Source organism: Amycolatopsis rhabdoformis (assembly GCF_035918295.1).
Taxonomy (GTDB): Bacteria; Actinomycetota; Actinomycetes; order Mycobacteriales; family Pseudonocardiaceae; genus Amycolatopsis; species Amycolatopsis rhabdoformis.
In genome coordinates this window covers 1,171,157-1,197,304 of the sequence record NZ_CP142149.1, presented here as the reverse complement: position 1 = coordinate 1,197,304, position 26,148 = coordinate 1,171,157, and the positions used below count along the sequence as shown (strand labels likewise).

Here is a 26,148-nt window from a genome sequence, read left to right as displayed (position 1 = left end):
GCCCCACCCGCCGCGGACGGCACCGACAGCTACGCCTGCGTCGACGGCAACTGCAAGGTGGAGGTGCGGACAGGCCCGTTGCTCACCCTGCTGCCCGGGGGCCTCCTCGCCGCCGAGCATCGCCGTGCTGCCCGCGCCGCCCTGCGCCGAGACGACTACCGCGAGCGCGACCTCGGGCGCAGCCGCCGCCGGAAACACCAGGCCACTACCGGAAATCCCGCGACTTCGCCCCCAGCGACTTCAGGTCCAGCGGCCGCACCTGATCCGCCACGATGGACACCACGCCCTGCCCCACCTGTGCGATGCCCCGCACCACCACGGCGGCGTGGTTCATCAGCACCTGCCGGTTGCGCCGCCACACCCCCACGGACACGATCACGTTCACCATCCCCGTTTCGTCCTCCAGGTTGAGGAACGTGATGCCTCCGGCGGTGGCCGGGCGTTGTTTGTGGGTGATGGCGCCGCCGACGTGCACGCGGGTGCCGTCGGGCACGGACAGGAGCTGCGCGGCCGGGAGGGCGCCGAGGGTGTCGAGGTGGCTGCGCAGGAAGGACACGGGGTGGCGGTCGGGCGTGATGCCGGTGGCCCAGAGGTCGGCGGTGGCGAGTTCGAACGCCGTCATGCCGGGCAGAGCGGGGGCGTGGTGGCCGATGGCCAGGCCGGGCAGGTGGCCGGGGCGCGTGGCGGCGGCGGGGCCGGCCGCCCAGAGCGCGGAGCGGCGGTCGCCGAACACCCCGGCGGTGGCGAGGGCCTCGACGACCGGGCGGGCGAGCTGGAGGCGTTCGGTGAGGTCGCCGATGGACGTGAACGGGCCGCCGGCTTCGCGTTCGGCGACGAGGCGGTCGGCGACGTCCTGGCCGACCGAGCGGACGCCGGCGAGCCCCAGGCGGATGGCGACGCCGCCGGTACTGTCCGAACAGGACTCGAGCGTGGCGTGCGCCGCCGAGAGGTTGAGGTCGGGTGAGCGCGTGACCACGCCGTGGTGGCGGGCGTCGGCGACGAGCGACTGCGGGCTGTAGAACCCCATGGGCTGCGCGCGAAGCAGGCCGGCGCAGAACGCGGCCGGGTAGTAGCACTTGAACCACGCCGAGGCGTACACGAGCAAGGCGAACGACATCGAGTGTGCCTCGGGGAAGCCGTAGCCGGAGAAGGCGTGGATCTGCTCGAAGATGCGCGCGGCGAGGTCGGGCGGCACGCCGTTGGCCGCGGCGCCTTCGAAGAAGCGGCCTGCCAGCCGGTGCATCTTCTCGCTCGACCGCTTGGCACCCATGGCCCGGCGCAGCTGGTCGGCCTCGGCGGCGGTGAACGAGGCGACGTCGCGCGCCATCTGCATCACCTGCTCCTGGAACAGCGGCACGCCCAGCGTGCGCTCCAAAGCGGGCGCCAGCAACGGATGCGCGTGCGCCCACTCCTCCTCGCCACGCCGGCGCCGGATGTAGGGGTGCACGGAACCGCCCTGGATCGGGCCCGGCCGGATGAGCGCGACCTCCACCACGAGGTCGTAGAACCGCCGCGGCCGCAGGCGCGGCAGCGTGCCGAGCTGCGCGCGCGACTCCACCTGGAACACGCCGACGGCGTCGGCCTCGCACAGCATGTCGTAGACCGCCGGGTCGGCCAGGTCGAGGTCGTGCAGTCCGATGTGGACATCGTGGTGCTCGGCCACGAGGTCGATCATGTAGTGCAGCGCGGACAGCATGCCCAGGCCCAGCAGGTCGAACTTCGTGAGCCCGATCGCCGCGCAGTCGTCCTTGTCCCACTGCAGCACGCTGCGGTCGGCGGCCGTCGCCCACTCCACCGGCACGATCTCGGAAACGGGCGTGCGGGCGATCACCATGCCCCCCGAGTGCACGCCGAGGTGCCGCGGCGTGTCCTCCAGCCAGGCCGCGCACTCCAGCACGTCGTCGGGGATCTCGTGGCCCTGCTCCCCCGGCGTCGCCCCGGTCGCGACCGACGACCAGCGGTCCACCCGCTTGCCGAACGCGTCCTGCTGGCCGGTGGAGTACCCGAGCGCCTTCGCCGCGTCGCGGATGGCCGAACGCGAACGGTAGGTGATCACATTCGCCACCTGCGCCGTGTGGAACCGGCCGTGTTTCGCGTAGACGTACTGGATCACCTCCTCGCGCCGGTCGGATTCGATGTCGACGTCGATGTCGGGCGGGCCGTCGCGCTCGGGGGCGAGGAACCGTTCGAACAGCAATCCCCACTTCACGGGGTCGGCGTGGCTGATCTGCAACGCGAAGCACACCGCGGAGTTCGCGGCCGAACCCCGGCCCTGCGCGAGGATGTTCGATTCCTGACAGAACCGGACGATGTCCCACACCACGAGAAAGTAGCCGGGGAAACCGAGCCGGCGGATCACGTCGAGCTCGTGGTCGAGCTGGGCATAGGCCTTCGGGTGGTCCGCGCGGCCGCCGTAGCGCAGCCTGGCACCCTCGAACGTGAGGTGGCGCAGGTAGTCGTCCTCGTCGACGAAACCCGCGGGCACCGCGAACGGCGGCAGTTTCGGGGCCACCAAAGCTAGATCGAACGCGCACTCCACGCCGAGCAGCGCGGCCCGCTGCACCGCGCCCGGATACCGCGCGAAGCGGTGGAGCTGTTCGGAGCCGCTGCGCAGGAACGCCGTGCCGTCGGCCGGCAGCCAGCCTTCGAGGTCGTCGACCGACCGGCGGGCCCGGATCGCGGCCACGGCCGCGGCGTGGCGCGCCTGCTCGGGCCGCGCGTAGTGGACGTTGTTCGACGCGACCGTCGGCAGGCCCAGCGCGTCCGCCATCGCGGCGAGGCGATCGTTGTGCACGGCGTCGAGCGGCAGGCCTTCTTCCAGCAGCTCCACGGCCACGTTCTCCCGGCCGAACCGCTCGGCCAGCGTCCGCAATGCGGCGGCCGCACCCGCGTCGTCGCCGCGGGCCAGCGCACCGCGGACCGCGCCTTTGCGGCAGCCGCTGAGCACGAGCGCGTGGCCGCGCAGCTCGTCGGCCACGTCGTCGAGCGCGAGCACCGGGCGGCCCTTCTCCCCCGCCAGCTGGCCGCGCGAGATCACCGAGCACAGCCGCCCGTAGCCCGTGATGTCCCGCGCGATCACCTGCAGGTGCGTGCCGACGGGATCGGCCACGCCCCCCTGCGGCGCGGGCAGCCCGAGCGAGAGCTCCGCCCCGTAGCCCGTGCGCACGCCGATCTCCCGCGCGGCCTCGGCGAACCGCACGGCGCCGTACATCCCGTCGCGGTCGGTGAGCACGAGCGCGTCGAGCCCCAGCCGCACGGCCTCCTCGACGAGCGCCTCCGGTGACGCGACGCCGTCGAGGAACGAGAAGTACGAATGCAGGTGCAGCTCCGCGTACGGCACCCGCCGCCCGTCGGCCTCCACGTCCGCCCACGGCCGCAGCCGGTCCGGCGCCCGGTACCCCTCCCGTTTGCGCGACCACGCGGGCGAATCCCCGCCGTCGCCCCGCACCGGCGCCCGCCCCGCCGCGATCCGCTCCAACTCCGCCCACCGCATGAGCGGGTGGTTGAAGCCACCTCCCCGGTGTTGCTGGTCCACCACAGTCCTCACTCGAGTGAACCGCCGCGGGGAGACAGCGGGTCCGGACCCGTCCACGACGATGGGAACAGGTGTTCGAACAGCACCCTACCTCGGCCGGTCGGCTGCCGCGCCCGGGCGCCGTCCGGTGGCCTCACCTGGCACGGGCGATGCCCCGGCGACCGGCAGCGCGGAACCTGGCACGCGAGCGGTCCGGCCACCCCACCGACGCCCAGGAGGCCTGGTCATGGCGAACCCGGCAGCGCCCGTGCCGCCGGGTGATCCCGCCAGCGAGCCGGACCCCGCCGCGCAGCTGCGCTCGGGCGCGTACGTGCGCCTGCTGGTGCTCGCCGCCGTGATCGGGGTGCCGATCTCGGCGGCCGCGTACTTCTTCCTCCAGCTGGTGGACGCCCTCCAGCAGTGGCTCTACACCGATCTGCCCCACGCGGCCGGGTTCGGCGCGGCGCCGTGGTGGTGGCCGCTGCCGTTGCTCACGTTCTGCGGTCTGCTCGTCGCGGTCGCGGTGCGCTACCTGCCCGGCAACGGCGGCCATCCGCCCGTGTTCGGCTTCAACCCCAGCGGCGCGCCGACGCCCGCGCAGCTGCCGGGTGTGCTGCTGGCCGCTCTGGCCACCCTCGGGCTCGGCGCGGTGCTGGGCCCCGAAGCACCGCTGATCGCGCTCGGCTCGGGCCTCGGCGTGTGCGCGATCCGCCTCGCCCGGCCGCACGCGCCGAAACGCGTCGGCGCCGTGGTGGCCGCCACGGGCAGCTTCGCCGCGATCAGCACCCTGCTGGGGTCGCCGATCCTCGGGGCGTTCCTGCTGATGGAGGCGTCCGGGCTGGCCGGCGCCACCCTCGGCCTGGTGCTGCTGCCCGGCCTCCTCGCGGCCGGCATCGGCACGCTGCTGTTCATCGGGCTCGACTCGCTGACCGGCCTGGGACCCGCCTCGCTGGCGCTGCCCGAACTGCCGCCGTTCACGCACCCGGACCTCGCCCAGTTCGGCTGGGCGCTCGTGATCGGCGCCGCGGCCGCACTGCTCGGCACGGCCGTGCACCGGCTCGCCCTCGCTCTGCACTCCCCCGTCGAGCGCCACGTCCTGGTGCTCACGCCGGTCGCCGGGCTCGCGGTCGCCGGACTCGCGATCGCCTACACCAGCGCGGGCGGGCAGCTCTCGGACGTGCTGTTCTCCGGCGAGACCGCGCTGCCCTCGCTGCTCGAGAAGAGCTCGACCTACTCCGTGCCGCTGCTCCTGCTGCTCCTGGCCACCAAGGGCCTCGCGTACGGCGTATCGCTCTCCGCGCTGCGCGGCGGCCCGATCTTCCCGGCGATGTTCCTCGGCGCCGCCGGCGGCATCGCCCTGTCCCACCTGCCCGGGCTGCCGCTCGTCGCCGGCGTGGCGATGGGGATCGGCGCCATGTCCGCGGTGATGCTTCGGCTGCCGCTGACCTCCGTGCTGCTCGCGACGCTCCTGCTGGGCTCCGACGGCCTGGCGGTGATGCCGCTGGTGATCGTCGCGGTCGTGGTGGCGCACGTCGTGGCGGCCTGGCTCGCGCCACATCCCGCTCCCGAGCAGCAGGACACCGCGGCGCCGGTGCGGTAGCCGGCTCCCGAACCAGGCGACCCGTACCAGCCAGCCCGCACCAGACAGCGAACCAGACGGCCCGAAGCAGGCGGCGAGAACCAGATGGCGCGAGGCAGGCCACAGAACCGGGCCGCCCGGCCCGGCTCTGGACTACAGTCCGGCCCGGCACCCCAGCCCGACCCCGAGGAGACCCGGACATGCCCCAGCTTCAGGTGATCGCCCGCTACACCGTGTCCGCCGGCAAGGAGGACGAGGTCGCCGCGCTGGTGCCGCAGCTGGCGAAGGCGGCGCGCACCGAGCCGGGCAACCTGGCGTTCGACGTGTACCGCGCGTTCGACGACCCGCGGTCGCTGGTGCTGATCGAGCGCTACGTGTCACGGGAGGCGTTCGCCGAGCACCGCGAGACCGAGCACTTCAAGCGGCTCGTGCTCGAGGGCATCGTGCCGCTGCTCGACGACCGCGCGGTGGAGCTGTTCGACGCCGAGTGAGCCCCGCCGGAGGGTCCACTGTGGACTATCGAGCCCACAGTGGACCGGGAGCTCACTCCTCCGGCACGCCGTAGCGGCCCTGCACCGCCTCGGCCGCCCGGTGGCGGTCGGCGTCGGACCAGTCGCCGAGTTCGTAGCCGTGCCACGGTTCGGCCAGCGCCAGCTCCGGCAGCCCCAGCTCCTGCCACAGGTCCTGCGCCCGGTCCATGAACTCCTTGGCCGGCAGCGAGGTCGGCGGGTACGGGCCCTTGCGGGTGGCGTCGATGAGCAGCGCCGAGGACAGGCTGCCGTCTTCGGCGGCCGACGGGTCCAGGCGCGGCAGCTTGCCCGGCAGCACCGTGACGTCGCGCGCGGGCTGCATGCGGAAGCTCATCGCCCACACCACGGCGCTGAGGTCCTCGGGGTCGACGTCGTCGTCCACCGCGACGATCGTCTTGCCCATCGAGGCCTCGTAGCCGGACGCGGCGTACAGCGCCTGGCGCGCCTGGCCGGGTGTCGGGTTCTTCAGCTGGATCACGAAGAACATGTTGCAGGTGCCGCTTTCGTGCGTGACGAAGCGCTGCACCGCGTTGATGTTGCACGCCTGCTTGAGGAACCGCAGGTACACGTTCTCGAAGGCGATCTTGCGCATCAGCGTCGACTCGCTCGGCGGGAACTCGCTGATGAACGCCTGCACCACCGGCTTCGTGCGGTGCGTGATGCAGCGGACGCGGAACACCGGCGACGACGTCTTCGCGCCCATGTACCCGCTCGCCTCGCCGAAGGGACCTTCGGACTCGAGGTGCTCGGGGTCGATCTCGCCCTCGAGGATGATCTCCGCGTGCGCGGGCACCTCCAGGTCCACCGTCTCGCAGCGCACGACCTCGAGCGGGCGGCCCATCAGGCCGCCGGCCACGGAGTACTCGCTCACGCCGAACGGGATCTTCTGGGCGGCGGAGAAGCCGACCGCGGGCACCGCGCCGAGCACGATCGCGGCCTCGAGCTTCTTGCCCAGGCGCTTGGCCTTGGCGAGGTGGATCGCGATGTGCTGGGTGGGCGTGTCCATCTGCAGCCCGATGCGGTCCGGGCCCTTCACCATGCCGCGGTAGATGCCGACGTTGTAGGTGCCGTCCTCGGGGTCCTTCGTGATCCAGTACGGCGCGGTGAGGAACGGCGCCGGGTCGAAACCGGGCGTGGAGATCGGGTGCGGGAAACCGTCGACGCCGCCGGCGTCCAGGAGGGACTGTCCCGTGAGGACGTTCTCCTTGCACGGCCCGGTCTCGACGACCACGGGCTCGATCGGCCCGGACAGCGCGGCCGCCCAGCGGCCGGCCACCTCGTCGGGCTTCGCGGCCAGCGCCGTCGTGTACACCGCGCGCGAGGAGGCGAACGCGCCCATCACCACGGTGCCGTCGTAGCGCCGCCCCGACCCGTCGGTGACGTTCTCGAAGAGGAACGCCTTGCGCTCGGCTTCCGGCAGGCCGCGGAACTGCAGGCGCACCAACGGAACGAGCTCGGTGTCCTTGTCGACGGGCCGGGTCACGCGCACCAGCAGCCCGCGGCGGTCCAGCTCGGCCAGGTACTCCCGGAGGTCACCGTAGGGGTAGTCGTTCACGGCTGTCGGTTCCTCTTTCGTCGACGGGAAGAACTCACGGACTCCGCACCGCGGAGGGCGCCGGCAAACGGTGCCCCACCACGAAACCGCGACGGCCGGGACACGGCGCGATCACGATTCTCCTTGCCAGGAACGGTCTCCGGCCCGCGTCGTGTCCACTTCACCTTCACCACTCCCGCAGTTCGGCGTTGACACATCCCCGGGCGCGACCTATCGTCTCCCGCATCATTTATGGCTGTCAAGTCAGGTACTAAAGTTAAATAAATCCCATCAACCCGCGGCACCCGTCCCCCGCCCGCACTCGTCGCCGAGTGTCGTGGTGCTGGGTGCCGCCCGGGCCGAGGAGCGCGCGGATGCGACCCGCTGCCACTTTCGACCACTGTCTCACCGAGACCCGATTGTCCCCCAAGGTTCTCGCGATCGCCGCCATCGGCGGCGCCGCGGTGATCTTCGACGGCTACGACCTGCAAGCGCTCGCTTACGGGCTGCCCAAGATCGTCGCCGAGTGGCACATCTCCCCCGTCCAGGCGGGGCTGCTCGCCTCGTTCACGTTCGTCGGCCTGTTCATCGGTGCCGTCGGGCTCGGCGCGCTCGGCGACCGCTTCGGCCGCAAGCGCATGCTCGTGCTCGGCGTGACCGTGTTCGCCCTTTTCATGGGCACGGCCGGGTTCGCGAGCGGGTACACGGAGTTCGCGATCCTGCGGTTCTGCGCCGCCATCGGCATGGGCGGCGTGCTGCCCGCGACGATCGCGATGCTCGGTGAATACGTGCCCGTGCGCAACCGCGGGAAGATGATCGCCGCCTCGGCCGGCTGTTTCACGTTCGGCTTCGTGCTCGCGGCCGTGGCCGCGACGCTGCTGGTGCCGGACTTCGGCTGGCGGCCGCTGTTCCACATCTCCTACGCGGCCCTGATCGTCGCCGGCCTGATCGCGTGGTTCGTGCCCGAGACGCCGCAGTTCCTCGCCACGCGCAGCCGGTACGAAGAAGCCCTCGCGACCGTGAAGAAGGTCTACCCGGCGATCTGGCCCACCGCACAGGCCGCCGACCCGGAAACGTTCTTCACCGGCCCGCGCACCGAGAACGGCAAGATCCAGCTGCGCACACTGTGGGCGCCGCGCTACCGCAACTCCACGCTCACGATCTCACTGCTCTACCTGTTCCTGCAGTTCGTGGTCTACGCGCTCGACTTCTGGATGGTGTCGCTGCTCGTGAAGCACGGCCTGTCGCTGGTCGGCAGCTACTCCTACGCGATCGAGCAGGCCGCCGCGGCCACGATCGGCGGGTTCGCGCTCGGCTGGATCCTCGACCGCATGAACCAGTACGCGGCGCTCGCCATCGCGTTCGCCGCGGGCGGTGTGTGCCTCGTGCTCTTCGGGTTCGCCTCGTCGGTGGTCGCGCTGTACCTGCTCAACGCGCTGGCCGGCGCGTTCATCATCGGCGGCCAGAACGTGGTGCACACGCTGGTGATGTCCACCTACGGCCCGGAGGCCCGCGCGACGGGCCTCGGGTGGGCGCTGGGCATCGGCCGCCTCGGCGGGCTGCTCGGCCCGCTCATCGGCGGTTACCTGCTCGCCGCGTCGCTGCCGTTCCCGGTGTACTTCCTGGTCTTCGCGGTGCCGGCGGTGCTGTGTTCGATCACGGTGGTGGTGCTGCGAGCCGTCAAAACGCGCGAACCGGCGCCGGTGGCCCGGCAGCTTGACCCAAAATACTAAGCTAAGTACATTACTTGAGTACTGTTAATTTCTTGACCAGGAAGGCCACCATGCGCCTTGCCGTGCCCGACCTCGTCTCGAACTCCTACTTCCCCGCCATCGCGGCCGTGGAGCTCGGGTACCTTCGCGACGAGGGTCTCGACGTGGAACTGGAACTCCTCTTCCCCGTCACCGACGCAGCAATCGCCCTTCGCGAGGGGCGGATCGACTACCTCGCCGGGGCCGCCCACGCCCCGCTCTACGCCGACTCCACCTGGGGCGAGCAGAAGCTGCTGGCCGCGCTCGCGCAGAACATGTACTGGTTCCTCGTGGTGCGGCCGGACCTCGACCTCACCCGCGAGACGCTCGCGAAGCTCAGCAACGTCCGCATCGGTGCCGCACCCGGCCCCGATCTCGGCCTGCACCGGCTGCTCGAAGCCGAAGGCGTGGACCTCAAGGGCGCGGGCGTCACCATCGCGCCCGTGGCCGGGGTGGCCGGTGACGTCTCCTTCGGCGTCACCGCCGCCAAGGCCCTGGAAGAAGGCCGCATCGACGGCTTCTGGGCCAACGGCATGGGCACCGAGGTCGCGGTGCAGCGCGGTGTCGGCAAGGTCGTGCTGGACGCCCGGCGCGACGGATCCGCCCACTCGCTCTACACCTTCCCCGCCCTGATGACCACCGACCGCACCGCCTCGGAACGTCCCGAGGAAGCGGCCGCGGTCACCCGCGGTGTGCTGCGGGCCCAGCGCGAGCTGCGCCGGGACCCGTCGCTGGCCACCCAGGTCGGCACCGCGCTGTTCCCGGAGATGGAGGCCGGTCTCATCGCCGGCCTGATCGAGCGGGACGGACCGTACTACGAGCCGGCGATCTCCGCCGAGGCCGTGGCCGGGCTCGCCGGGTTCGCCCGCGCGACCGGGCTCACCGATCGCGAGCTGTCCTACGACGACATCGTCGCCGCGGGCGCCCGCGAGCTGTGGCAGGCCTCGTGAGGATCGCTCTCGTCCAGGTCGCGAGCCCCGAGGACGAGCCCGTCGCCGCCCGGTTCGACCGGGTGGCCGGGCTCGTCCGCTCGGCGGCCGAGGCCGATCTGATCGTGCTGCCCGAGCTGTGGGCCACCGGCTACTTCGCCTTCGACGAGTACGCCCGGGACGCCGAGCCGGCCGACGGACCGTCGTTGGCCCGGCTCGGCGAGCTCGCCCGCGAAACCGGTTCCTACCTGCACGGCGGCAGTTACGTCGAGCGTCTTCCCGACGGCGCCCTGCGCAACACCGCCGTGCTGTTCGGCCCCACGGGCGAGCTCGTGCACAGCTACAGCAAGGTGCACGTGTTCGGCTACCAGTCGAAGGAAGCGCAGCTGCTCAAGCCCGGTGACCACGTGTCCGCGGTGGCGACGCCGTTCGGCGCGGTCGCCGGCACCACGTGCTACGACCTGCGCTTCCCCGAGCTGTGGCGCTGCCTCGTGGACGCCGGTGCCGAGATCGTGATCGTGCCGGCCGCCTGGCCCGCCGCGCGGCTCGCGCACTGGCAGCTGTTCACCACCGCGCGAGCGGTGGAGGACCAGGTGCTCGTGGTGGCGTGCAACGCCACCGGCACCCAGGGCGGCGTCGAGCTCGGCGGCCACAGCCGGGTCGTCGACCCGTGGGGCACCGTACTCGCCGAAGCCGGCACCGCCGAGGGCATCACCTGGTGCGACGTCGATCCCGCCGTCGTGCCCGCCACGCGCGAGCAGTTCCCCGTGCTCGACGACCGGCTCACCAGCTACCACGACCTGACCATCCGAGGAGCGCACGCATGACCGCACTCACGTTCACCGTGGCCGGGACGGGCGAAACCGTCGCGGTCGCCGACTTCGACCTCGTGGTCGCGGGCTACACGGGCCGCGACGAGGCCGCCGTGAAGCACCACATCGACGAGCTCGCCGCCATCGGCGTGCCGCCGCCCGACTCGGTGCCGGCGTTCTACGAGCTCGACGCCGCGCTGGCCACGCAGGCCGCCACCATCTCCGTCGACGGCACCAACACCTCCGGCGAAGTGGAGCCGGTGCTCGTGCGCGCGGGCGGCAAGCTCTACCTCACGGTGGGCTCCGACCACACCGACCGCGACATCGAGACCTCGAGCGTCAAGGACTCCAAGGCCGCCTGCCCGAAGCCGCTCGGCGCCACCGTGGTGCCGGTCGACAACCCCGACTGGGACGCGATCGTCGCCGAGTCCACTGTGGACGGCGTGCGTTACCAGTACGGCCAGCTCAGCGCCCTGCGCATCCCCACCGACGTGCTGGAGCTGCTGGACCGCTCGCCCGAGCGCGACCTGGTGATGTTCTGCGGCACGCTCACGCTGATCGACGGCAAGTTCGTGCCCGGCAAGGCCTGGACGCTGTCGCTGGCCCTGCCCGGCGGTCCCGAGCTCACCCACACCTACTCGGTGTCCTGACCCCTCGTACCTGGAGAGAGAAACCCCATGGCCAAGCCGGAACACGAGTTCTTCCCCGCCAAGACGGTCGAGTTCACCCCCTGCGCGGGTGTCGTGCCGCAGCTGACCGAGCGCATCCTCGCGGCCGACGGCGACAGCGGCGTCGCGACGCGCATCCTGCGCTTCGAGCCGGGCACGGACACGACCCCGAACGGCGTGCAGGTGCACGACTTCTGGGAAGAGGTCTACATCCTCGAAGGCTCGTTCCACGACACGCGCCTCGGCCAGACCTTCTCGGCCGGCGACTACGCCTGCCGCCCGCCGGGCATGGAGCACGGCCCGTGGACGAGCGACGAAGGCTGCCTCACGTTCGAGGTGCGCTACCGCGCGAGCTGAACCGTCCACAGCGGACACTGAGAAGGGGCACCCGGTCTTCGGACCGGGTGCCCCTTTTCGTGTGCGTGCCGAGCTTCTCCGTGCCCGACCCGGTGCCTGCGTCCAGGTCCATCCCCACGTCCGGTTCCGGACCTGAAACGGGCATGGAAACGGGGCGCCCGGCATGCACCGGGCGCCCCGCGGTCTGTGTGCTTACCTCAGGCCTGCACGGTCTCCGTGCGGCCGCCGAGGTCGTAGCCGGCCAGAGCGCCGTCCACGAGGGCCTCCGCGCGGGAGAAGTCGTAGATCTGGCTCATGCGCGACTTCACCAGGAAGGGCGCGCCGGCGTAGAACATCTCGTACTGCTGGTGACGGCTCGCGAACTCCGAGCCCACGAGGTCCCACACCAGCTTGAGCAGCTTCACGCGCTCGACGGTCGGGTGACCCGGCGACTGCACGTACCGCTCGAAGTCGGCGCGCGCCTCTTCGTTGCCGAAGTCGGCGGCCGAGGACGGCAGCTGGATCACACCGCCGCCGACGAGGTCACGCACCAGGTGCAGCAGCTTCGGGTAGAAGTCCGACTGCAGCGTCATGGTCGCGTAGCACTCTTCGCGGCCCGGCCAGGCCACACCCTTCTCGTCCACCTCGCAGTTCTGCTCCTGCGCGTAGACGAGACCGGACACCATCGCCGCGTGGGCGGCCAGCTCGCCGAGCACCCCGCGCACCGGCGGGAACTTGTCCGAACCGTTCATGCGCGCGACGCGCAGCGCGAGGCCGGCCAGCAGATCGAGCTTCACGGAGAAGCGGATCTGGGCCTGGTTGTTGCCCAGCAGGTGCGCCGGCGTGCGGTTCCACTGGTCGGTGGTGACCTGGCGGTCGCGGAAGATGAACACCTTGTCCCACGGCACGAACACGTCGTCGAACACGATCAGCGAGTCGGTCTCGTCGAAGCGCGTGGCGAGCGGGTAGTCGTACACGCTCGTGGCGGCTTCGGCGTAGCTTCGGCGCGAGTAGATCTTCAGGCCCTCGGCACCGATCGGCACGGCGACGGAGATGGCCTGGTCCTCGTCACCCGGCTGCAGCGGCACGATGCAGCTCAGGATGAGGTAGTCGGAGATCGCGGCACCGGTTCCGAGCATCTGCGCGCCGGCCACGACGATGCCGTCCTCGCGCTCTTCCTTCACACCCGCGTACAGGTGCGGGTCGGCCTGCTGGTGCGCCGGCTTGCTGCGGTCGATCTGCGGCGGCACGATCGCGTACGAGCAGTAGAGGTCGTTGTCGCGCACGTATTCGTAGAACTTGGTGACGTTGTCGGCGAAGCGCTGCTCGCCCGCCGCGAACACGTCGGAGCGGCCCGCCCAGCCGGCCAGGAACCCGGCGACGTGCTCGGGGCCGCGGCCCATGAGCCCGAAGGTGGCCTCGGCCGTCTTGCGCAGCGCCACGCGGCGGCGGCGCAGGTCGTCCTCACCGCGCGGGATGAGGAACGACAGGTTCACCGGGGCGCCGGTGATCGGGGACGGGAACGTCATCTCCGCCGCGTTGGCGGGGTCGTGCGCCACGTCGTACACGCGTGCGATGGACTCGACGGCCCCCTTGAACGCGGGGTGCGCGGCGACGTCGGAGACGTATTCGCCGTCGACGAACACCCGCCGGTTGTCGCGCAGTCCTTCGACGTAGTCCTTACCGGAACGCGTCACGCCGTTTCCTCCAAAGCAATCGGGAGCGGCCGGGGCCGCGGGTGGTGGACTCCTGCTTGCAGCTGCCGGTAGCGGCCGCGGAAGTGCAGGAGCGGTTCGTGGTGCGGCAGCGCCGAGCTGAGCCCGATGCCGCCTACTTTCGCGATGAGCACGGCGTGCGTGCCCGCGTGCACGTCCTGGTCGATTTCGCAGTCCAGGAACGCCAGAGCACCGGAAAGCGCAGGGCTGTGCCAGCCTTCTCGGCGGGTGAGCCATTCCTCGGGCAGGGCCTTGTCGGCGCCCGGGCGGGCGCAGTGGTCCGAGATCTCGCGGGCGGGCGAGCCGAGGATGTTCACGCCGAACCGACGGGTTTCGGCGATGCGCTCGTAGGTGCGGGTGGAACGGTTGACACAGACCAGGATCATCAGCGGATCGACCGACACCGACGAGAACGCGGTGGCGGTCATCCCGAGGGGGCGACCGGCCGCGTCCGAGAGGGTGATGACGTTGACGCTCGCGGCGAAAGAGCCGAGAGCCGCCTTGAAACCGCTCGGATCACTGTCCGCGGGGTGCAGAGTCATGGTGGGGACCTCCTGGGCAGAAGGCTAACAAGAATACCTTACTTTAGTCAACTAAATCGGTGCGACGTATGATCTCCGGGTTCGCCGCCGCGCTCGTCCGAGAGGCCGTGCTCGTCCGAAGGGAAGCCCCACCCCATGAACGACGCAATGCGCGCCTACACCAAGTGGGCCGACATCGGCGACGCCAAGCGCAGCCGTGAGTTCCAGGCCTACGTGAAGAACATCGCCGACGCCCGCTACGTCACGCGCCGCGTGCTGCGGATCGTCGACGAGCAGGCGAAGACCCACGGCCTGGAACCCTTGCTGCACCAGGCACTCCTGCAGGTCTACGGAACCGGCGAGACCCACGGCATCACCGTGAGCACCCTGGCGGCCAGGCTCGACGTGGCGGCCGCGTTCGCCTCGCGCATGGTGCGCCGGCTCGAAGAGCTGGGCCTGGTCACACGGGAAGCGTCGGAAAGCGACCGCCGCGCGACCAACGTCGTGGCCACCGAAGCCGGCGCGGAGAAGCTCGCGGAGATCGACGACGAGGTGCACCACAGCATCGCGTTCCTGCAGCACCAGCTCACCGAGGACGAACGCCTGTCGGCCCTTTCCATCTTCGCGTTCTACGTGGGCCTCGACCCCGACTCGGCCATCGCGGAAGCCATCCGCGCGGCCGCTGAATCCTGAGCCTTCCCTGATATAGTGTCCTCAGGTCATTGACCTGAAGATGGCTTCGACGGCGGCCCCCGGTTCGCCGGACCGTCGAGTCGGGCCGCCTTCGACGAGGACGCTTCACGGAGGGGGACCACGGTGGAGGACGGGACCGCTGAGCTACTCGCCCTGTGGGGCAAGGGCGCGGTCGCGTCGAGCGACCTCGATTTCGCCAACCACGTCAAGGCGATCGCCCACGCGCGCTTCGTGCTGCGCAAGATCCTGCGCCTGCTCGACGAACAGGCGATCGCCGGTGGTCTCCAGCCGCTGCAACACCAGGCGCTGCTGCAGATCTTCGGCGCCGAAGGACCCCTTCCGGTGAACAAGGTCGCCGAGCGGCTCGACATCGCGCCGGCCCTCGCGTCGCGCCTGATCCGCCAGCTCGAGGAAAAGGGGCTCGTGCACCGCGCCCGCATCCCCGACGACCGCCGGGTCATCGCCGTGCACGCCTCGGAGGCCGGCATCGAAGTGCTGCGCACCATCGACAACGCGGTGCACCACCACGTGAACCACTTCCAGCGCCAGCTCACCGACGAGGGCAAGTTCGGCGCGCTGGCCACGTTCTCGTTCTACCTCGGCCTCGATTCTGACCCGCGGCTGGCCCTGCTGCTGACCGCGGCGGGGCACCATTCGCACCACGCGCACCACCACTGAGACTCCGGCCCCGGTTCGCCCGCGCGGCATCGGTGACGTTGGGTGCGCTGGACTCCCCCAATGTGGCGTTCGGTGCGTTGAGCGCACCCAATGGGGCGTTCGGTGCGCTCACTGCACCCAATGCCACATTGGGGTTGTTCCCCAGGACATGGAAAGGGGCTCCGGTCCGGGTGCGTCCACACCGGACCGGAGCCCCTTGGTCTGTGCTGACAAACAAGCAGCCGAGAAAAGAACGAGGGTCAGTGCTCCGGGCGGTACCGCAGCAGGAAGCCCTCGGCCGCCGACACGAGCATGTTGATCACGAGCGCCACGAGGCCGACCACGACCACGAGCCCGTAGACCTGCGCCGACTGGAAGTTCTGTTGCGCGGTCTCCATGAGCTTGCCCAGGCCGGACACCTGGGTGCTGATCTCGACCACGAGCACGAGCACCAGGGTGAGCGGCGCCGCGATCTTCACGCCCAGCAGCAGGCCCGGCACGATCGCCGGCAGGTGGATCTTGCGGAAGGCCGCGAACTTCCCGAGCCGCAGCGTGGAGGCGACGTCGGAGAGGATCACGTCGGCCGCTTTCGCCGACTGGCGGACCTGCAGCAGCACCGGCCACAACGCGCCGAAGACCACCACGTAGAGCTTCATCGACTCCGTGTAGCCCACGAGCAGCACGGCGAGCGGCACGAGCGCGACCCCCGGCAGGAACCGGAAGTACTCGAGGATCGGGCCGAGCAGCCGTTCCGCGAGCGGCACGCGGCCGATCAGCAGACCGAGTACGGCGCCGATCACGGTGGCGGCCACCAGCGACACCACGAAGGTCTCGAGTGTGGCGAGCAGTCCGTCGAGCAGGGCGCCGCCGGAGGTGAGTTCCCACGTCTGGCTGAACCAGGCGGCGGGGGGCGGGAAGAAGGTGCTCGAGCTGTCGCCGATCACCTGCCACAGCACGAGCAACAGCGCCAGCGGCAGCAGGCCACGCAGGGGCGCGACGCCGGACTTGCGGGTTTTACGCGGCATCGTCGGCCCCCATGGCGGCTTGGCGGGCACCCGGCACGAAGCGCAGCGCCCACACGAGGATGAAGTTGAGCACGATGCCGAGCACGCCGGTGAGCAGGATGTAGGAGAACATCGCCGCCGGACGCAGGGACTGCTGCTCCTGCACGAGCGCGTAGCCGATGCCGTCCGGGTCGCCCACGATCTCGGCGACGATGGCCAGCACCAGCGCGGCCGAGAGGCTCAGCCGCAGCGAGACCACGATCTTCGGCAACGCCGTGGGCAGCGCGAACTTCACGACCTTCGCCACCGGCGAGAGCCCGAGGCTGCGCGCGAGGTCCTGGTGCACCGGGTTCACGCCGCGCACGCCGTCGATCGTGCTGATGGCCACGGGCCAGATCGCGACCCACGCGGCGATCACGATCTCCATCTCCACGGTCTGCGCCAACAGGATCACCACGATCGGCACGAACGAGATCGCGGGCAGCGCACGCAGCACCTCCACCGAGGCCATGCCGTAGGTCCACGCGGGACGGACGAGGCCGAGCAGCAGCCCGAGCAGCAGGCCCAGCACACAACCCAGCGCCCAGCCGCCGAGGCAGGCGGCGAGGGTGTGGCCGGTGTTCGCGAGCAGCTCGCCCGACGACGCCAGGTCCACTGTGGACGACCAGATGTCCGACGGGGCCGGGATGTTGTCATACGGCAGCAGGCCGGTCGACTTCACCAGCTGCCACAGCAGGATCGCGATCACCGGGACCGCGAATCCGAGCAGACGCCTCACTGCGCCCCCGAACCGGACTGTGTTTCGGCCTGCGCCTCGGATTCCGCCCGCAGCGCTTCGTACACGCGGTGACGGGCGGCGAGATAGGCCGGCAGTTCCTTCGTGGCCACCTGGTCGCGCGGGCGCGGCAGGTCGATGCGCAGCTCGCGCCCGACCGTCGCCGGCTTGCCGGCGAGCACGAGCACCCGGTCGGACAGGTACACGGCTTCGTCGATGTCGTGGGTCACGAACACGACCGTCGCGCCGGTCACGGCGGCGACCTTGAGCAGCTCGTCCTGCAGCTGCGCCTTGGTCATCGCGTCGAGCGCGCCGAACGGCTCGTCCATCAACAGCACCTCGGGCCGCATCACGAGCGAGCGCGCGATCTGCACGCGCTGCTGCATGCCGCCGGAGAGCTGCCACGGGTAGTCGCTGCCGCGGTCGGCGAGGCCGACGAGCTCGAGCGCTTCCCGCACGCGTTCGTCGCGTTCGGACTTGCTGGTGCGGCCTTCCAGGCCCAGCGCGACATTGCGTTCCACCGTGCGCCACTGCAGAAGCGACGCCGCGTAGTTCTGGAACACGATGCCGACGCCGGTCGGCGGCCCGGTGATCTCCTGGCCGCGGAACCGCACGGACGACCCCTGGCCCGGGGTCAGGAGCCCGGCGAGAATCCGCAGCAGGGTGGTCTTCCCGGTGCCGGACGGGCCGAGGATGCTGAGGAATTCCCCTTGGGCACAGGAAAACCCGACGTCCTCGAGCACGCGCAGCACCTTGTCACGGGTGCGGTACTCGACGAAGAGCTTCGAACAGGAAAACGCATCCGCCGTGTCGGTGGCCGGTGCGGTGGCTTCTACGGTCACGGGATCGGGACCTCCTTCGGGGCTGGCGTTGGCCATGATGGGCGCCTAACCATCCACACGTCAATGACTTGAGTAGTGCTTTTTGGTCTGCGATCCAGCCTTAACAAGGCCGTTACCAGCGTTCTGAGCTGGACCATTGGCAGATTAGCTAACTTGAGTTACTGTCTCTGCTCAACTACTTCGGATAGTGAACCACTTCCCCGATCCCCATCCCCCGACTCCACGGAGGCGTCATGAGGGGCACCCGCATCACCACCCTGGCCACGGCACTTCTCGCCGGAGCGCTCACCCTCACCGCGTGCGGCGGTTCGAGCGGCTCCACATCCTCGAGCGATGGCTCGATCCGCGTGGCTCTGAACAACACCAACGACTCGCTCGCGGTCGTGGTGGCCCAGCAACAAGGCTTCTTCACCAAGCACGGCATCAAGGACGTCAAGACGACGACCCTCAACGACATCACGCTGGTGCCCTCGCTGTTGAACAAGCAGTACGACCTGGGCTTCAGCGTCGCGCCGATCATGCTGCGCGCGTCCTCTTCGGGCGTGCCGCTCGTCGCGGTGTCGGGCAACAACGGCGACTCGCCCGAGGACCAGAGCGTGCAGATCTTCGTGCGCCCGGACATCACCGACGTGAAGCAGCTGAAGGGCAAGCGCATCGGCTCGCCGACGCTCACCGGCAACATCAACATCTCCACGAAGGCATGGCTGTCGAGCAACGGCGTGGACCCCGCGGCCGAGCAGTTCGTGCAGGTGCCGACGCCGAACATGATCGACGAGCTGAAGGCCGGCCAGGTCGACGCCGTCGAGGTGATCAACCCGTTCATCTCCGTCGGCAAGCAGGCCGGCATGCACAGCCTCGGCGACCCGGAGCGCGCGCTGAGCCCGAACTACCTCGGCGGTACGTACTGGATCGCCTCGAAGGACTGGACCTCGGCGAACCCGAAGCTGGCGGACGGCTTCAAGGCGGCACTGCAGGACGCGGCGCAGTGGATCAAGGCCAACAACGACCAGGCCTACACCGCACTCGCCGGCTACACCAAGGTGACCGCCGAGCAGGCCAAGAAGTCGCCGCTGGGCGAGTTCACCACCGAGGTCTCGCAGGACGACCTGAAGATCTGGGGTGACGCCATGAAGAAGTTCGGCGGCTTCAACGGCACGGTCGACTACAGCAAGCTCGTGTACACCGGCGCGAAGTGACGGGAGCACCAGAGTTGTCTACAGAGGACAGAACAGCAGCGGCGGTCACGTACCGGCCCACGGGAACCCCTTCCTCGCTGGAGGACTTCCACGCCCCCGACGGCGTTTCCCTTCAGTACTACGAGATCACCTCCCTCGACGGCCGGTCCGGCCCGGCCGCGCACCTCGTGCCGGCCGAGCCCCTGGCCGGCGCGCCGCTCGTGCTGAGCGTGCACGGCAGCGGCGGCAGCATCGGCAGCCTGCCCGTGCGCACGCTGGCCCTCGGGCTCAGCGGCCGCGGCGTGCCGGTGCTCGCGATCAACACGCGCCAGTCGGGCGACGCGGTGAACACCGACGCCTTCTACGCGACCGTGCGCGACATCGAAGCGGCGTACTGGACGGCCCGCTCGCTCGGCTACTCGAAGATCGTGCTGCACGGCCACAGCCTCGGCACCTCGCAGGTCACGTTCTTCGCGGCCACGCACTTCCACCCCGAGACCGCGGGTATCGCCCTCACCGGCATGTTCGCCGATCTGCCGTGGAAGTCCCGGCACCTGCTGATCAACGACGAGGCCACCTACCGCGCGCTCACCGAGGAAGCCGTGGCGGCGGTGCAGGCCGGCGACTTCGGCCGGGTGCTCTCGACCAAGATGTCGTGGCTCGGCGGACGCTCGATGTCCGTGACGGCGCAGCACTTCCTCACCTACCGGCGCACCGGCACGGCGGGCGCGCGCAGCGTCGACTGGATCGCCCGCGTGCCGAACCCGATCCTCATGGTGCGCGACCAGCACGACACCGTGATCCACGACTTCGAGCCCGGCTGGCTCGAAGCGGCGCTGGAGCACGGCATCTCGCCGTCGGTCACGTCGGTGTCACTGCCCTCACCGGAAGGCACGGAGGGGCACCGCTTCGACGGCTCCGGCGAGGCGCTCGTGGACACCGTGGCCGGCTGGCTCGCGAAACTCGGCTGAAAGGGGACAGGAACACCATGGGACAGCGTGTTGTGGTCGTCGGAGCGGGTCCGGTGGGCGCGGTTTTCGCGCTCGCCGCCGCCCGGCGGGGGTTCGACGTGACGCTGCTGGAAGCCGAGGAGTCCGTGGAGGACGCCCCGCGCGCAGCGACGGTGCACCCCTCCACCCTCGCGATGCTCGGCGAGCTGGGCCTGATGGACGAGGTGATCGCGCGCGGGCTCGTGGCGCGGTACTTCGACTTCTGGGACCGGCCCGACCGTTCGATGATCACCCGGCTGGACCACGACGTGCTGCGCGACGTGACGCCTTACCCGTTCGTGGTCCAGATCGAGCAGCACAAGATCGTGAACATGGTGCTGGAGCGGCTGTCCGGAGTGGACGTCCGCTTCGGGGTTCCGGTGACCGGCGTGACGCAGGACGCCGACTCGGCCACGGTGCACACGGCCGACGGCCCGATCAAGGCCGACTTCGTGCTCGGCTCCGACGGCGGGCGCAGCACCGTGCGCAAGGCGCTCGGGATCGAGTTCGAGGGCTACACGTGGCCCGAGCGGTTCCTGGTGCTCACCACGCTGTTCGACTTCCAGTCCGAACTGGACTGCAGCTACCGCAACTACTGGGCCGACCCGCGCGAGTGGGTGAACCTGTTCAAGGTCGCGGGCGACGACGGCAAGGGCCGCTGGCGCGCCGTTTTCCCCACCACGGTGGGCGAAACCGACGAGGAAGCGGTGGGCGACGAGGGGGCGCGCGCCCGTCTTTCGGGGCTCGCGCTCTCGGCCAACCCGGCCGACCAGCTGGTGCACCGCAAGCTCTACAACGTGCACCAGCGCGTGGCGAAGGACTTCCGCGCCGGGCGGGTGTTCCTGGCCGGCGACGCCGCGCACGTGAACAACCCGATCGGCGGCCTCGGCCTCAACTGCGGCATCCACGACGCCGTGGAGCTGGCCGCGTCGCTGCACGAGTTCGCCGGCGGTGCCGACGAGGCCGTGCTCGACCGCTACACCCTGCGGCGGCGGACCGTGAACATCGAGTTCGTGCAGCAGCAGACCGTGACGAACAAGCGCCGGCTCGAGGAGAAGGATCCCGTGCGGCGCAAGGAACGCCTCGCCGAGCTCGCCGCCCTCGGCGACGATCCGGCGCTGGAGCTGAAGTTCCTGATGAACTCGTCGCTGCTCAACAGCGTGGCGCGCGCCGAGTCCCTCGGCTAGCACCCCGCCGCTCCGTCTCTCCCCCTCCCCCAGACGCACCCGGTGCGGCGTCCGACCCGCTCGGACGCCGCACCGGGTGCGTTCGTTTCAGGGAGTCAGACGCGGATGCCGGCGAGCTGCGTGCCCTGCGCGACCAGTTTGCCGGTGCTGTCCCAGATGTGGCAGGACTCATCCGCGCGGCCGTCGGTGATCAGGTGGGCGCGGTGCAGGACCCGCAGCGGGCCCGGGGCCGGGCGGGCGCGCACGTAGGCGGTGAGCTCGAGGGTCGGCACCCAGCCGCTGGCCGCGATGTCGAAGGTGGCCGGCGGGAACGCGTCGATGGCGAACAGCAGGCTCACCGGGTCGAACGGTTCGCCGCCGGGCAGCGCGAGGCGGCCGACGAGCTCGCCGACGCCGGAGGGCCCTTCGGTGAACACGCGCGCGCTGGGCGCGTCGAGGTGGATCTCGATCTCGTCCATGATCGCGACCGGCAGCCCGGACGGGGTGTGGCCCGGAACCCGGACCGGCGACTCCACGTCGAACCGGGGGTCGGGCAGGCCGGCCTGCCAGTAGGGCTCCCCCTCGGCCAGCGTGCCGACGGTGAACAGCGCCTCCACCGCGACCTTGCCGTCCTGGGTGAGCCGGCCCCGCACCTGGCTGGCGTTGCGGCCCGTGCGCAGCGTCTCGATCTCGACCTCGGCCGGCCCCGGCTCGGGCGAGCGCAGGTAGTGGGCGCTGGCGGCGAGCACGTCGTGGTGCTCCCGCTCGGCCACGGCGGCGCGCGCGATGAGCGCGAGCAGGTAGCCGCCGTTGGGCTTGCCGCCGATCGTCCACTGCGGGCTGATGTCCGCGTCGAAACCGCCGGGCGACCGCCGTTTGACGGCGGACACCGCGGCGAAGGTCGTGGTGCTCACCGGGTCGCCTCCTCGCGCGGGTAGCGGGTTGTTCCGCGCAACTTAGCTCGCCCTGACCGCGGACGCCTGTCGAGTGAGACGGACACCACCCGGTCAGAAGCCGTACAACTCGACCGGGTTGTCCACCAGGATCCGCCGGCCGACGACCGGGCCGGTCCAGTCGAGCAGCCGCTCGAGGGCCCGCGCGTCGTCGATCGGCTCGAACGGCTCCACGCTCAGCCGGTTGGCCGGCGTGCGCGCCCGGCCGCCGGTGTGGGGCCAGTCGGTGCCCCACAGCAGGCGGTCCGGGGCCGCGGCCGCCAGTGCCCGCACCAGCGGCTCGACGTCGGTGTGGTCGGGCGCGGTGGAAATCCGGTGCGGCGCGGAGAGTTTCACGTACGCCGCACCGGATCGCAGGAGGTCGGTCAGCTCGGCGAGACCGACGTCGGGCGAAGCGAGCGCGAAGTGGTCGAACACCACCGGCACGGGCAGGCGCGCGAACTCGTCGGCCAGCGCGGCCACCACCTTCGCCGAGGTGAACACCTGCAGGTGCCAGCCCAGGTCCGCGATGGCCGACGCGGTGGCGCGCAAGGGCGCCGGCGCCGCCGCCGGGTCGTCGACCGCGAACGTCGCGAGGTTCACCCGCGCCCCGCGCACCCCCTGGGCGTGCCATTCCCGCAGCGGGGCCCCGCCGGCGGGATCGACCACCACCACCCCGCGAGCGCGCTCACCCCGGTCGCGCAGCTGAGCGAGCAGGCACGAGTTGTCCGTGCCGTACGGACTCGGCTGCACGAGCACCGCCCGGCTCACGCCGAGCCGCCAGTGCAGCTCGTCCAGCTGCTCCCCGCTCGCCGCGCCGGGTGTGTAGGCTCGGTCCTCGGAGTAGGGGAACCGCGGGTCGAACACGTGCACGTGGCAATCGGTCGCGCCCGAGGGGATCACCGCACCGCGCCCGCGAACTCGGACAGCCGGGCGAGCACCGCGTCGTCCACGGGCACCCCGTCGCGCAGTTGCCGGTGGTAGCGGGCCAGCTCGAACTCACCGGGCAGCCGCACGGGCTGCGCCGGGTCGGCCGGCGGCGTGGTGTGCAGGATGTCGGCGAAATCCGTCATCCGGGACGCCAGCTCGGGGCCGGGCACGAGTTTCGTCGCGTCGATCAGGAAGAACACGTGGCCCAGGTTCTGCGGCCGCTCGGGGTCGACGCTCCACGAGCTGATGCGCGTGAGGTAGCCGGCGCCGGACAGGACCCCGGCGAACAGGTCGACCATCACCGAGAGCCCGTAACCCTTGTGTCCGCCCAGCGGCTGCAGGAACCCGTCGAGCGCGGCAGCGGGATCGCTCGTCGGCCGGCCCTCGCGGTCGGTGGCCCAGGTGTCCGGAATGGACTCCCCCGCCGCCGCGGCCGCGCGGATCTTCGCACGCGCCGCCACGCTCATCGCGATGTCGAGCAGCACCGGGTCGCCACCCGGGGCCGGCACGCCGATGCCGAGCGGGTTGTTGCCCAGGCGCGCCTCGCGCCCGCCCCACGGGGCGATGGTGGTGGTCGCGTTGCTCGCGATGATCGCCGCGAACCCCTGCTCCGCCGCGCGGAACAGGTACGGCATCACGGGACCGAAGTGGTTGCTGCCCCGCACGAACGCCGCGCCGAGCCCCGTCGCGCGAGCCGAGTCCAGTGCCGCGTCCAACGCGTGCGAGCCGACGAGCGGGCCGATGCCGTTGGCACCGTCCACTCGCGACAGCGCCGGTGCGACCTGGTCCACGACCACCTTCGCGTGGAGGTCGACGCCGCCGAGGCGCGCGCGGTCGAGGTACTGCGGGATCCGCGCGACGCCGTGCGTGCGGATGCCGAAGAGGTCGGCGAGCACCAGCACGTCGGCGACGCGCGCGGAGTCCTCTTCGGACATCCCGTTTCCCGCCAGCGCGCGGGCCGCCAGCCCGCGCAGGTCCTCGGCGGTGATCTGGGTGTCGCCGGTCATCGGTGGTCTTCTCCTTCGGTCAGGTCGAACTCGGTGGTCGCGGCGAGATCTTCGCCGAACCACGAACGGATCCCGGCTCGCCGGGTGTCCGTGTAAACCGGGCGGTCGTGCCACCGCATCGGCACGTCGTGGCCGGGCACGAGCAGCGTGTCCGGGTTTTCCCGCCACAGGTCGAGGATCTTGCGCACCGACGCGCGGCTCGCGTCGCGGTCGAGCGTCATGTCGACTTCGCCGCCCAGCAGTTCCGCGCGGTTCTTCGCGGCGTCGCCGCTGAACAGCACGGATCCGCCGACGCGGAACACCAGCGAACCCGGTGTGTGCCCGGCCGCGGTGAACGCCTCGACGCCGGGGAAGATCTCCCCGTCGCCGCTCACCCGCCGGGTGCGCGGGTTGCTCGCGAGGTCGGCGGCGTAGAGCTCCGGCAGCGGGTCGAACCCGGGCTCGCGCCCGGCCGCCCACTCCAGTTCCGCCGCCCCGACCCACACGTTCGCCGCCGGGAACAGCAGGTAGTTCGCCGCGTGGTCGTAGTGCGCGTGCGTGAGCAGCACGTCGGTGACCTCACCCGGCTCGACCCCGTACGCGGCGAGGCGCTGCGCGAGCAGGGAGCGCATGCCGAACGAACCGGTGTCGGCCAGGATCAGGCGGTCGCCGTGGCGCACGAGCGTGACGCTGCTCCAGCCGAGCCCGCCGTGCTGGGTGCTCTTGCCCGGGTATCCCTGGGTCAGCGGAAGGATGTTCACCGCGCCTCCGGGACGACCGCCGCCGGAGCGGCCACCACGGTCTCGTCGTGGTCGAACGTGCGCCGCGCGAAGAACGCCACGACCGCCGTGACCAGGCCGAGCGCGGCCAGGTACACGCCGAGGCCGTACGGGCCGCCGGTCACGTCGTTGAGCCAGACGCCGATGATCGGGCCGGTGCCGCCGAACACCGCCTGCGCCACGTTGTAGGCGAGCGCACCCGCGGTGACCCGCACGGCCGTCGGGAAGATCTGGCTGATCGCGAGCAGCGCCGGCAGTGCCAGCAACCCCTTGCAGGCGCCGATGAACGCGCCGCCGGTGAACGCGCCGACCCCGCCGCCCGCGGCGAGCGCCAGCGACGGCACCGCGAGGATCGCGACCACGAGCCCGCACAGGCTCAGCGACCGGCGCAGCCCGATCTTGTCCGCCACCGGTCCCATCACGAGCGTGCCGGCGATCACCAGCACGTTGCTCACGATCGTCGCGTTGTAGGCCTCGGTGCTGTCGAGCTTGCCGACGTTGATCAGGAACGTGGTGAGGAACGACGTGATGGTGGTGCTCAGCAACGCGTAGCTCGCGGTGCAGACGATGAAGATCACGATCGGCACCCAGTGCAGCCGCAGGGCGTCGCGCAGCGGCGTGGCGGCTTCCTTCGCCTTCGCGCGCGCCTTGGCCAGCAGCTCGAACTCCGGGCTCTCCTCGACCTTCGAGCGCAGGTACACGCCGAACGCGGCCAGCGGCAGGCCGACGAGGAACAGGATGCGCCAGCCGAACGTCTGGTACTCGTCCTTGGTCAGCACGCTCGAGAACACCCGCGCCAGCAGCGATCCGCACAGGATGCCGATGAACGTGGTCGCGATCAGCGTGCTCACGTTGCGGGCGCGCCGCGCGGCCGGGCTGTGCTCGAACACGAAGCTGATCGCGCTCGCGTACTCGCCGCCCGCGCCCATCGACTGCGCCAGCCGGCACACCAGCAGCAGCACCGGTGCCAGGAACCCGATCTGCGCGTAGGTGGGCAGCACGCCCATCAACGCGGTGCCGAAGCAGGTGAACAGGATCGAGATCGACAGCGCGCGGCGGCGGCCGTACTTGTCGCCGATCCAGCCGAAGAAGATGCCGCCGATGGGCCGGGCGATGTAGCCCAGCGCGAACACCGCGTAGGTGTTGAGCAGTGCCACCGCGGGATCGTGGCCCGGGAAGAACTTCGCGGCGATGATCGTGGCGACCACGCCGTAGACGCCCCAGTCGTACCACTCGGCGAAGTTGCCCGCCGAGGCCGCGATGATGATGCGGCGCCGGCGCGCACCGGTGAACTCGAGCTCGGTGTTCATGACGGGAGTTCCGTTCTCTGC

24 protein-coding genes are annotated in these 26,148 nt (G+C 70.8%); 12 read left to right on the top strand and 12 right to left on the bottom strand.

Annotated elements, in window-relative coordinates; all coding sequences use genetic code 11:
- Window positions 1-205 precede the first annotated feature (205 nt).
- Complete coding sequence (locus VSH64_RS05530; RefSeq protein WP_326837912.1) at window positions 206-3,493, bottom strand: error-prone DNA polymerase; 3,288 nt, start codon at window positions 3,491-3,493, stop codon at window positions 206-208.
- A 268-nt stretch (window positions 3,494-3,761) separates the two neighbouring features.
- On the opposite strand from VSH64_RS05530, the gene VSH64_RS05525 reads away from it, so the two are divergent.
- On the top strand, window positions 3,762-5,114 hold the full coding sequence (locus tag VSH64_RS05525; protein WP_326834376.1) for a chloride channel protein: 1,353 nt from the start codon (window positions 3,762-3,764) through the stop codon (window positions 5,112-5,114).
- A gap of 179 nt (window positions 5,115-5,293) precedes the next feature.
- Window positions 5,294-5,584: a putative quinol monooxygenase gene (locus tag VSH64_RS05520; RefSeq protein WP_326834375.1), complete on the top strand. Its 291-nt coding sequence runs from the start codon at window positions 5,294-5,296 to the stop codon at window positions 5,582-5,584.
- Between the two features lie 52 nt (window positions 5,585-5,636).
- Here VSH64_RS05520 and VSH64_RS05515 read toward each other — a convergent pair whose 3' ends face one another.
- Window positions 5,637-7,178, bottom strand: a complete 1,542-nt coding sequence (locus VSH64_RS05515) for a UbiD family decarboxylase (protein ID WP_326834374.1) — start codon at window positions 7,176-7,178, stop codon at window positions 5,637-5,639.
- 353 nt (window positions 7,179-7,531) lie between these two features.
- Between VSH64_RS05515 and VSH64_RS05510 the strand changes: the two genes are divergently transcribed.
- The 5 genes from VSH64_RS05510 to VSH64_RS05490 are packed head-to-tail and all read left to right on the top strand — an operon-like array spanning window position 7,532 to window position 11,674.
- Entirely contained in the window at window positions 7,532-8,890 is a 1,359-nt protein-coding gene (locus tag VSH64_RS05510) for an MFS transporter (RefSeq protein WP_326834373.1), read from the top strand.
- Between the two features lie 32 nt (window positions 8,891-8,922).
- The gene (locus VSH64_RS05505) at window positions 8,923-9,858 is read left to right on the top strand and encodes an ABC transporter substrate-binding protein (protein ID WP_326834372.1); all 936 of its coding nucleotides are present in this window, start codon (window positions 8,923-8,925) and stop codon (window positions 9,856-9,858) included.
- On the top strand, window positions 9,855-10,664 hold the full coding sequence (locus VSH64_RS05500; protein ID WP_326834371.1) for a carbon-nitrogen family hydrolase: 810 nt from the start codon (window positions 9,855-9,857) through the stop codon (window positions 10,662-10,664). Before VSH64_RS05505 ends, VSH64_RS05500 begins: the two co-directional genes overlap by 4 nt.
- Window positions 10,661-11,299, top strand: a complete 639-nt coding sequence (locus VSH64_RS05495; protein ID WP_326834370.1) for a DUF2848 family protein — start codon at window positions 10,661-10,663, stop codon at window positions 11,297-11,299. Before VSH64_RS05500 ends, VSH64_RS05495 begins: the two co-directional genes overlap by 4 nt.
- A 27-nt stretch (window positions 11,300-11,326) precedes the next feature.
- Window positions 11,327-11,674, top strand: a complete 348-nt coding sequence (locus tag VSH64_RS05490) for a cupin domain-containing protein (protein WP_326834369.1) — start codon at window positions 11,327-11,329, stop codon at window positions 11,672-11,674.
- Between the two features lie 197 nt (window positions 11,675-11,871).
- Here the strand turns inward: VSH64_RS05490 and VSH64_RS05485 are convergent, their stop codons facing one another.
- Window positions 11,872-13,350 (bottom strand): 4-hydroxyphenylacetate 3-hydroxylase family protein, encoded by a 1,479-nt coding sequence (locus VSH64_RS05485; RefSeq protein ID WP_326834368.1) that lies wholly within the window; start codon window positions 13,348-13,350, stop codon window positions 11,872-11,874.
- The gene (locus VSH64_RS05480; protein ID WP_326834367.1) at window positions 13,347-13,910 is read right to left on the bottom strand and encodes a flavin reductase family protein; all 564 of its coding nucleotides are present in this window, start codon (window positions 13,908-13,910) and stop codon (window positions 13,347-13,349) included. Before VSH64_RS05480 ends, VSH64_RS05485 begins: the two co-directional genes overlap by 4 nt.
- A gap of 135 nt (window positions 13,911-14,045) precedes the next feature.
- Between VSH64_RS05480 and VSH64_RS05475 the strand changes: the two genes are divergently transcribed.
- Window positions 14,046-14,582 (top strand): MarR family winged helix-turn-helix transcriptional regulator, encoded by a 537-nt coding sequence (locus tag VSH64_RS05475; protein ID WP_326834366.1) that lies wholly within the window; start codon window positions 14,046-14,048, stop codon window positions 14,580-14,582.
- A 123-nt stretch (window positions 14,583-14,705) separates the two neighbouring features.
- Window positions 14,706-15,260 carry a MarR family winged helix-turn-helix transcriptional regulator gene (locus VSH64_RS05470; protein ID WP_326834365.1) on the top strand — a complete coding sequence of 185 codons (555 nt, stop codon included), beginning with the start codon at window positions 14,706-14,708 and terminating at the stop codon, window positions 15,258-15,260.
- 239 nt (window positions 15,261-15,499) lie between these two features.
- Here the strand turns inward: VSH64_RS05470 and VSH64_RS05465 are convergent, their stop codons facing one another.
- The 3 genes from VSH64_RS05465 to VSH64_RS05455 are packed head-to-tail and all read right to left on the bottom strand — an operon-like array spanning window position 15,500 to window position 17,860.
- A complete protein-coding gene (locus VSH64_RS05465; protein WP_326834364.1) occupies window positions 15,500-16,264 on the bottom strand; it encodes an ABC transporter permease in 765 nt (254 codons plus the stop codon).
- On the bottom strand, window positions 16,254-17,021 hold the full coding sequence (locus tag VSH64_RS05460; RefSeq protein ID WP_326834363.1) for an ABC transporter permease: 768 nt from the start codon (window positions 17,019-17,021) through the stop codon (window positions 16,254-16,256). Before VSH64_RS05460 ends, VSH64_RS05465 begins: the two co-directional genes overlap by 11 nt.
- Window positions 17,018-17,860, bottom strand: coding sequence for an ABC transporter ATP-binding protein (locus tag VSH64_RS05455; RefSeq protein WP_326834362.1), 843 nt, complete (start codon window positions 17,858-17,860; stop codon window positions 17,018-17,020). The genes VSH64_RS05460 and VSH64_RS05455 overlap by 4 nt, the downstream gene beginning before the upstream one ends.
- 233 nt (window positions 17,861-18,093) lie before the next feature.
- Here VSH64_RS05455 and VSH64_RS05450 point away from each other — a divergent pair, with 233 nt between their 5' ends.
- From VSH64_RS05450 to VSH64_RS05440, 3 genes are read left to right on the top strand one after another with little or no spacing between them, the layout of a single operon-like run.
- Window positions 18,094-19,056 carry an ABC transporter substrate-binding protein gene (locus VSH64_RS05450; RefSeq protein ID WP_326834361.1) on the top strand — a complete coding sequence of 321 codons (963 nt, stop codon included), beginning with the start codon at window positions 18,094-18,096 and terminating at the stop codon, window positions 19,054-19,056.
- Between the two features lie 14 nt (window positions 19,057-19,070).
- Window positions 19,071-20,006 (top strand): alpha/beta fold hydrolase, encoded by a 936-nt coding sequence (locus VSH64_RS05445; RefSeq protein ID WP_326834360.1) that lies wholly within the window; start codon window positions 19,071-19,073, stop codon window positions 20,004-20,006.
- A gap of 17 nt (window positions 20,007-20,023) precedes the next feature.
- Window positions 20,024-21,211 (top strand): FAD-dependent oxidoreductase, encoded by a 1,188-nt coding sequence (locus tag VSH64_RS05440; RefSeq protein WP_326834359.1) that lies wholly within the window; start codon window positions 20,024-20,026, stop codon window positions 21,209-21,211.
- Window positions 21,212-21,306: 95 nt separating this feature from the next.
- On the opposite strand, the gene VSH64_RS05435 is transcribed toward VSH64_RS05440, so the two are convergent.
- From VSH64_RS05435 to VSH64_RS05415, 5 genes are all read right to left on the bottom strand, one after another.
- Window positions 21,307-22,104, bottom strand: coding sequence for a thioesterase family protein (locus VSH64_RS05435; protein WP_326834358.1), 798 nt, complete (start codon window positions 22,102-22,104; stop codon window positions 21,307-21,309).
- A 93-nt stretch (window positions 22,105-22,197) separates the two neighbouring features.
- Window positions 22,198-23,025: an amidohydrolase family protein gene (locus tag VSH64_RS05430; RefSeq protein ID WP_326834357.1), complete on the bottom strand. Its 828-nt coding sequence runs from the start codon at window positions 23,023-23,025 to the stop codon at window positions 22,198-22,200.
- Complete coding sequence (locus VSH64_RS05425) at window positions 23,022-24,059, bottom strand: Ldh family oxidoreductase (protein WP_326834356.1); 1,038 nt, start codon at window positions 24,057-24,059, stop codon at window positions 23,022-23,024. Before VSH64_RS05425 ends, VSH64_RS05430 begins: the two co-directional genes overlap by 4 nt.
- The gene (locus tag VSH64_RS05420; protein WP_326834355.1) at window positions 24,056-24,799 is read right to left on the bottom strand and encodes an MBL fold metallo-hydrolase; all 744 of its coding nucleotides are present in this window, start codon (window positions 24,797-24,799) and stop codon (window positions 24,056-24,058) included. The genes VSH64_RS05425 and VSH64_RS05420 overlap by 4 nt, the downstream gene beginning before the upstream one ends.
- Complete coding sequence (locus VSH64_RS05415) at window positions 24,796-26,127, bottom strand: MFS transporter (RefSeq protein ID WP_326834354.1); 1,332 nt, start codon at window positions 26,125-26,127, stop codon at window positions 24,796-24,798. The genes VSH64_RS05420 and VSH64_RS05415 overlap by 4 nt, the downstream gene beginning before the upstream one ends.
- Window positions 26,128-26,148 lie beyond the last annotated feature (21 nt).

Coding starts and splice junctions, on each gene's coding strand:
- VSH64_RS05530 (WP_326837912.1), bottom strand. CDS start 3,493: ATGCGGTGGGCGGAGTTGGAGCGGATCGCGGCGGGGCGGGCGCCGGTG.
- VSH64_RS05525 (WP_326834376.1), top strand. CDS start 3,762: ATGGCGAACCCGGCAGCGCCCGTGCCGCCGGGTGATCCCGCCAGCGAG.
- VSH64_RS05520 (WP_326834375.1), top strand. CDS start 5,294: ATGCCCCAGCTTCAGGTGATCGCCCGCTACACCGTGTCCGCCGGCAAG.
- VSH64_RS05510 (WP_326834373.1), top strand. CDS start 7,532: ATGCGACCCGCTGCCACTTTCGACCACTGTCTCACCGAGACCCGATTG.
- VSH64_RS05495 (WP_326834370.1), top strand. CDS start 10,661: ATGACCGCACTCACGTTCACCGTGGCCGGGACGGGCGAAACCGTCGCG.
- VSH64_RS05490 (WP_326834369.1), top strand. CDS start 11,327: ATGGCCAAGCCGGAACACGAGTTCTTCCCCGCCAAGACGGTCGAGTTC.
- VSH64_RS05480 (WP_326834367.1), bottom strand. CDS start 13,910: ATGACTCTGCACCCCGCGGACAGTGATCCGAGCGGTTTCAAGGCGGCT.
- VSH64_RS05475 (WP_326834366.1), top strand. CDS start 14,046: ATGAACGACGCAATGCGCGCCTACACCAAGTGGGCCGACATCGGCGAC.
- VSH64_RS05465 (WP_326834364.1), bottom strand. CDS start 16,264: ATGCCGCGTAAAACCCGCAAGTCCGGCGTCGCGCCCCTGCGTGGCCTG.
- VSH64_RS05450 (WP_326834361.1), top strand. CDS start 18,094: ATGAGGGGCACCCGCATCACCACCCTGGCCACGGCACTTCTCGCCGGA.
- VSH64_RS05440 (WP_326834359.1), top strand. CDS start 20,024: ATGGGACAGCGTGTTGTGGTCGTCGGAGCGGGTCCGGTGGGCGCGGTT.
- VSH64_RS05425 (WP_326834356.1), bottom strand. CDS start 24,059: ATGACCGGCGACACCCAGATCACCGCCGAGGACCTGCGCGGGCTGGCG.
- VSH64_RS05415 (WP_326834354.1), bottom strand. CDS start 26,127: ATGAACACCGAGCTCGAGTTCACCGGTGCGCGCCGGCGCCGCATCATC.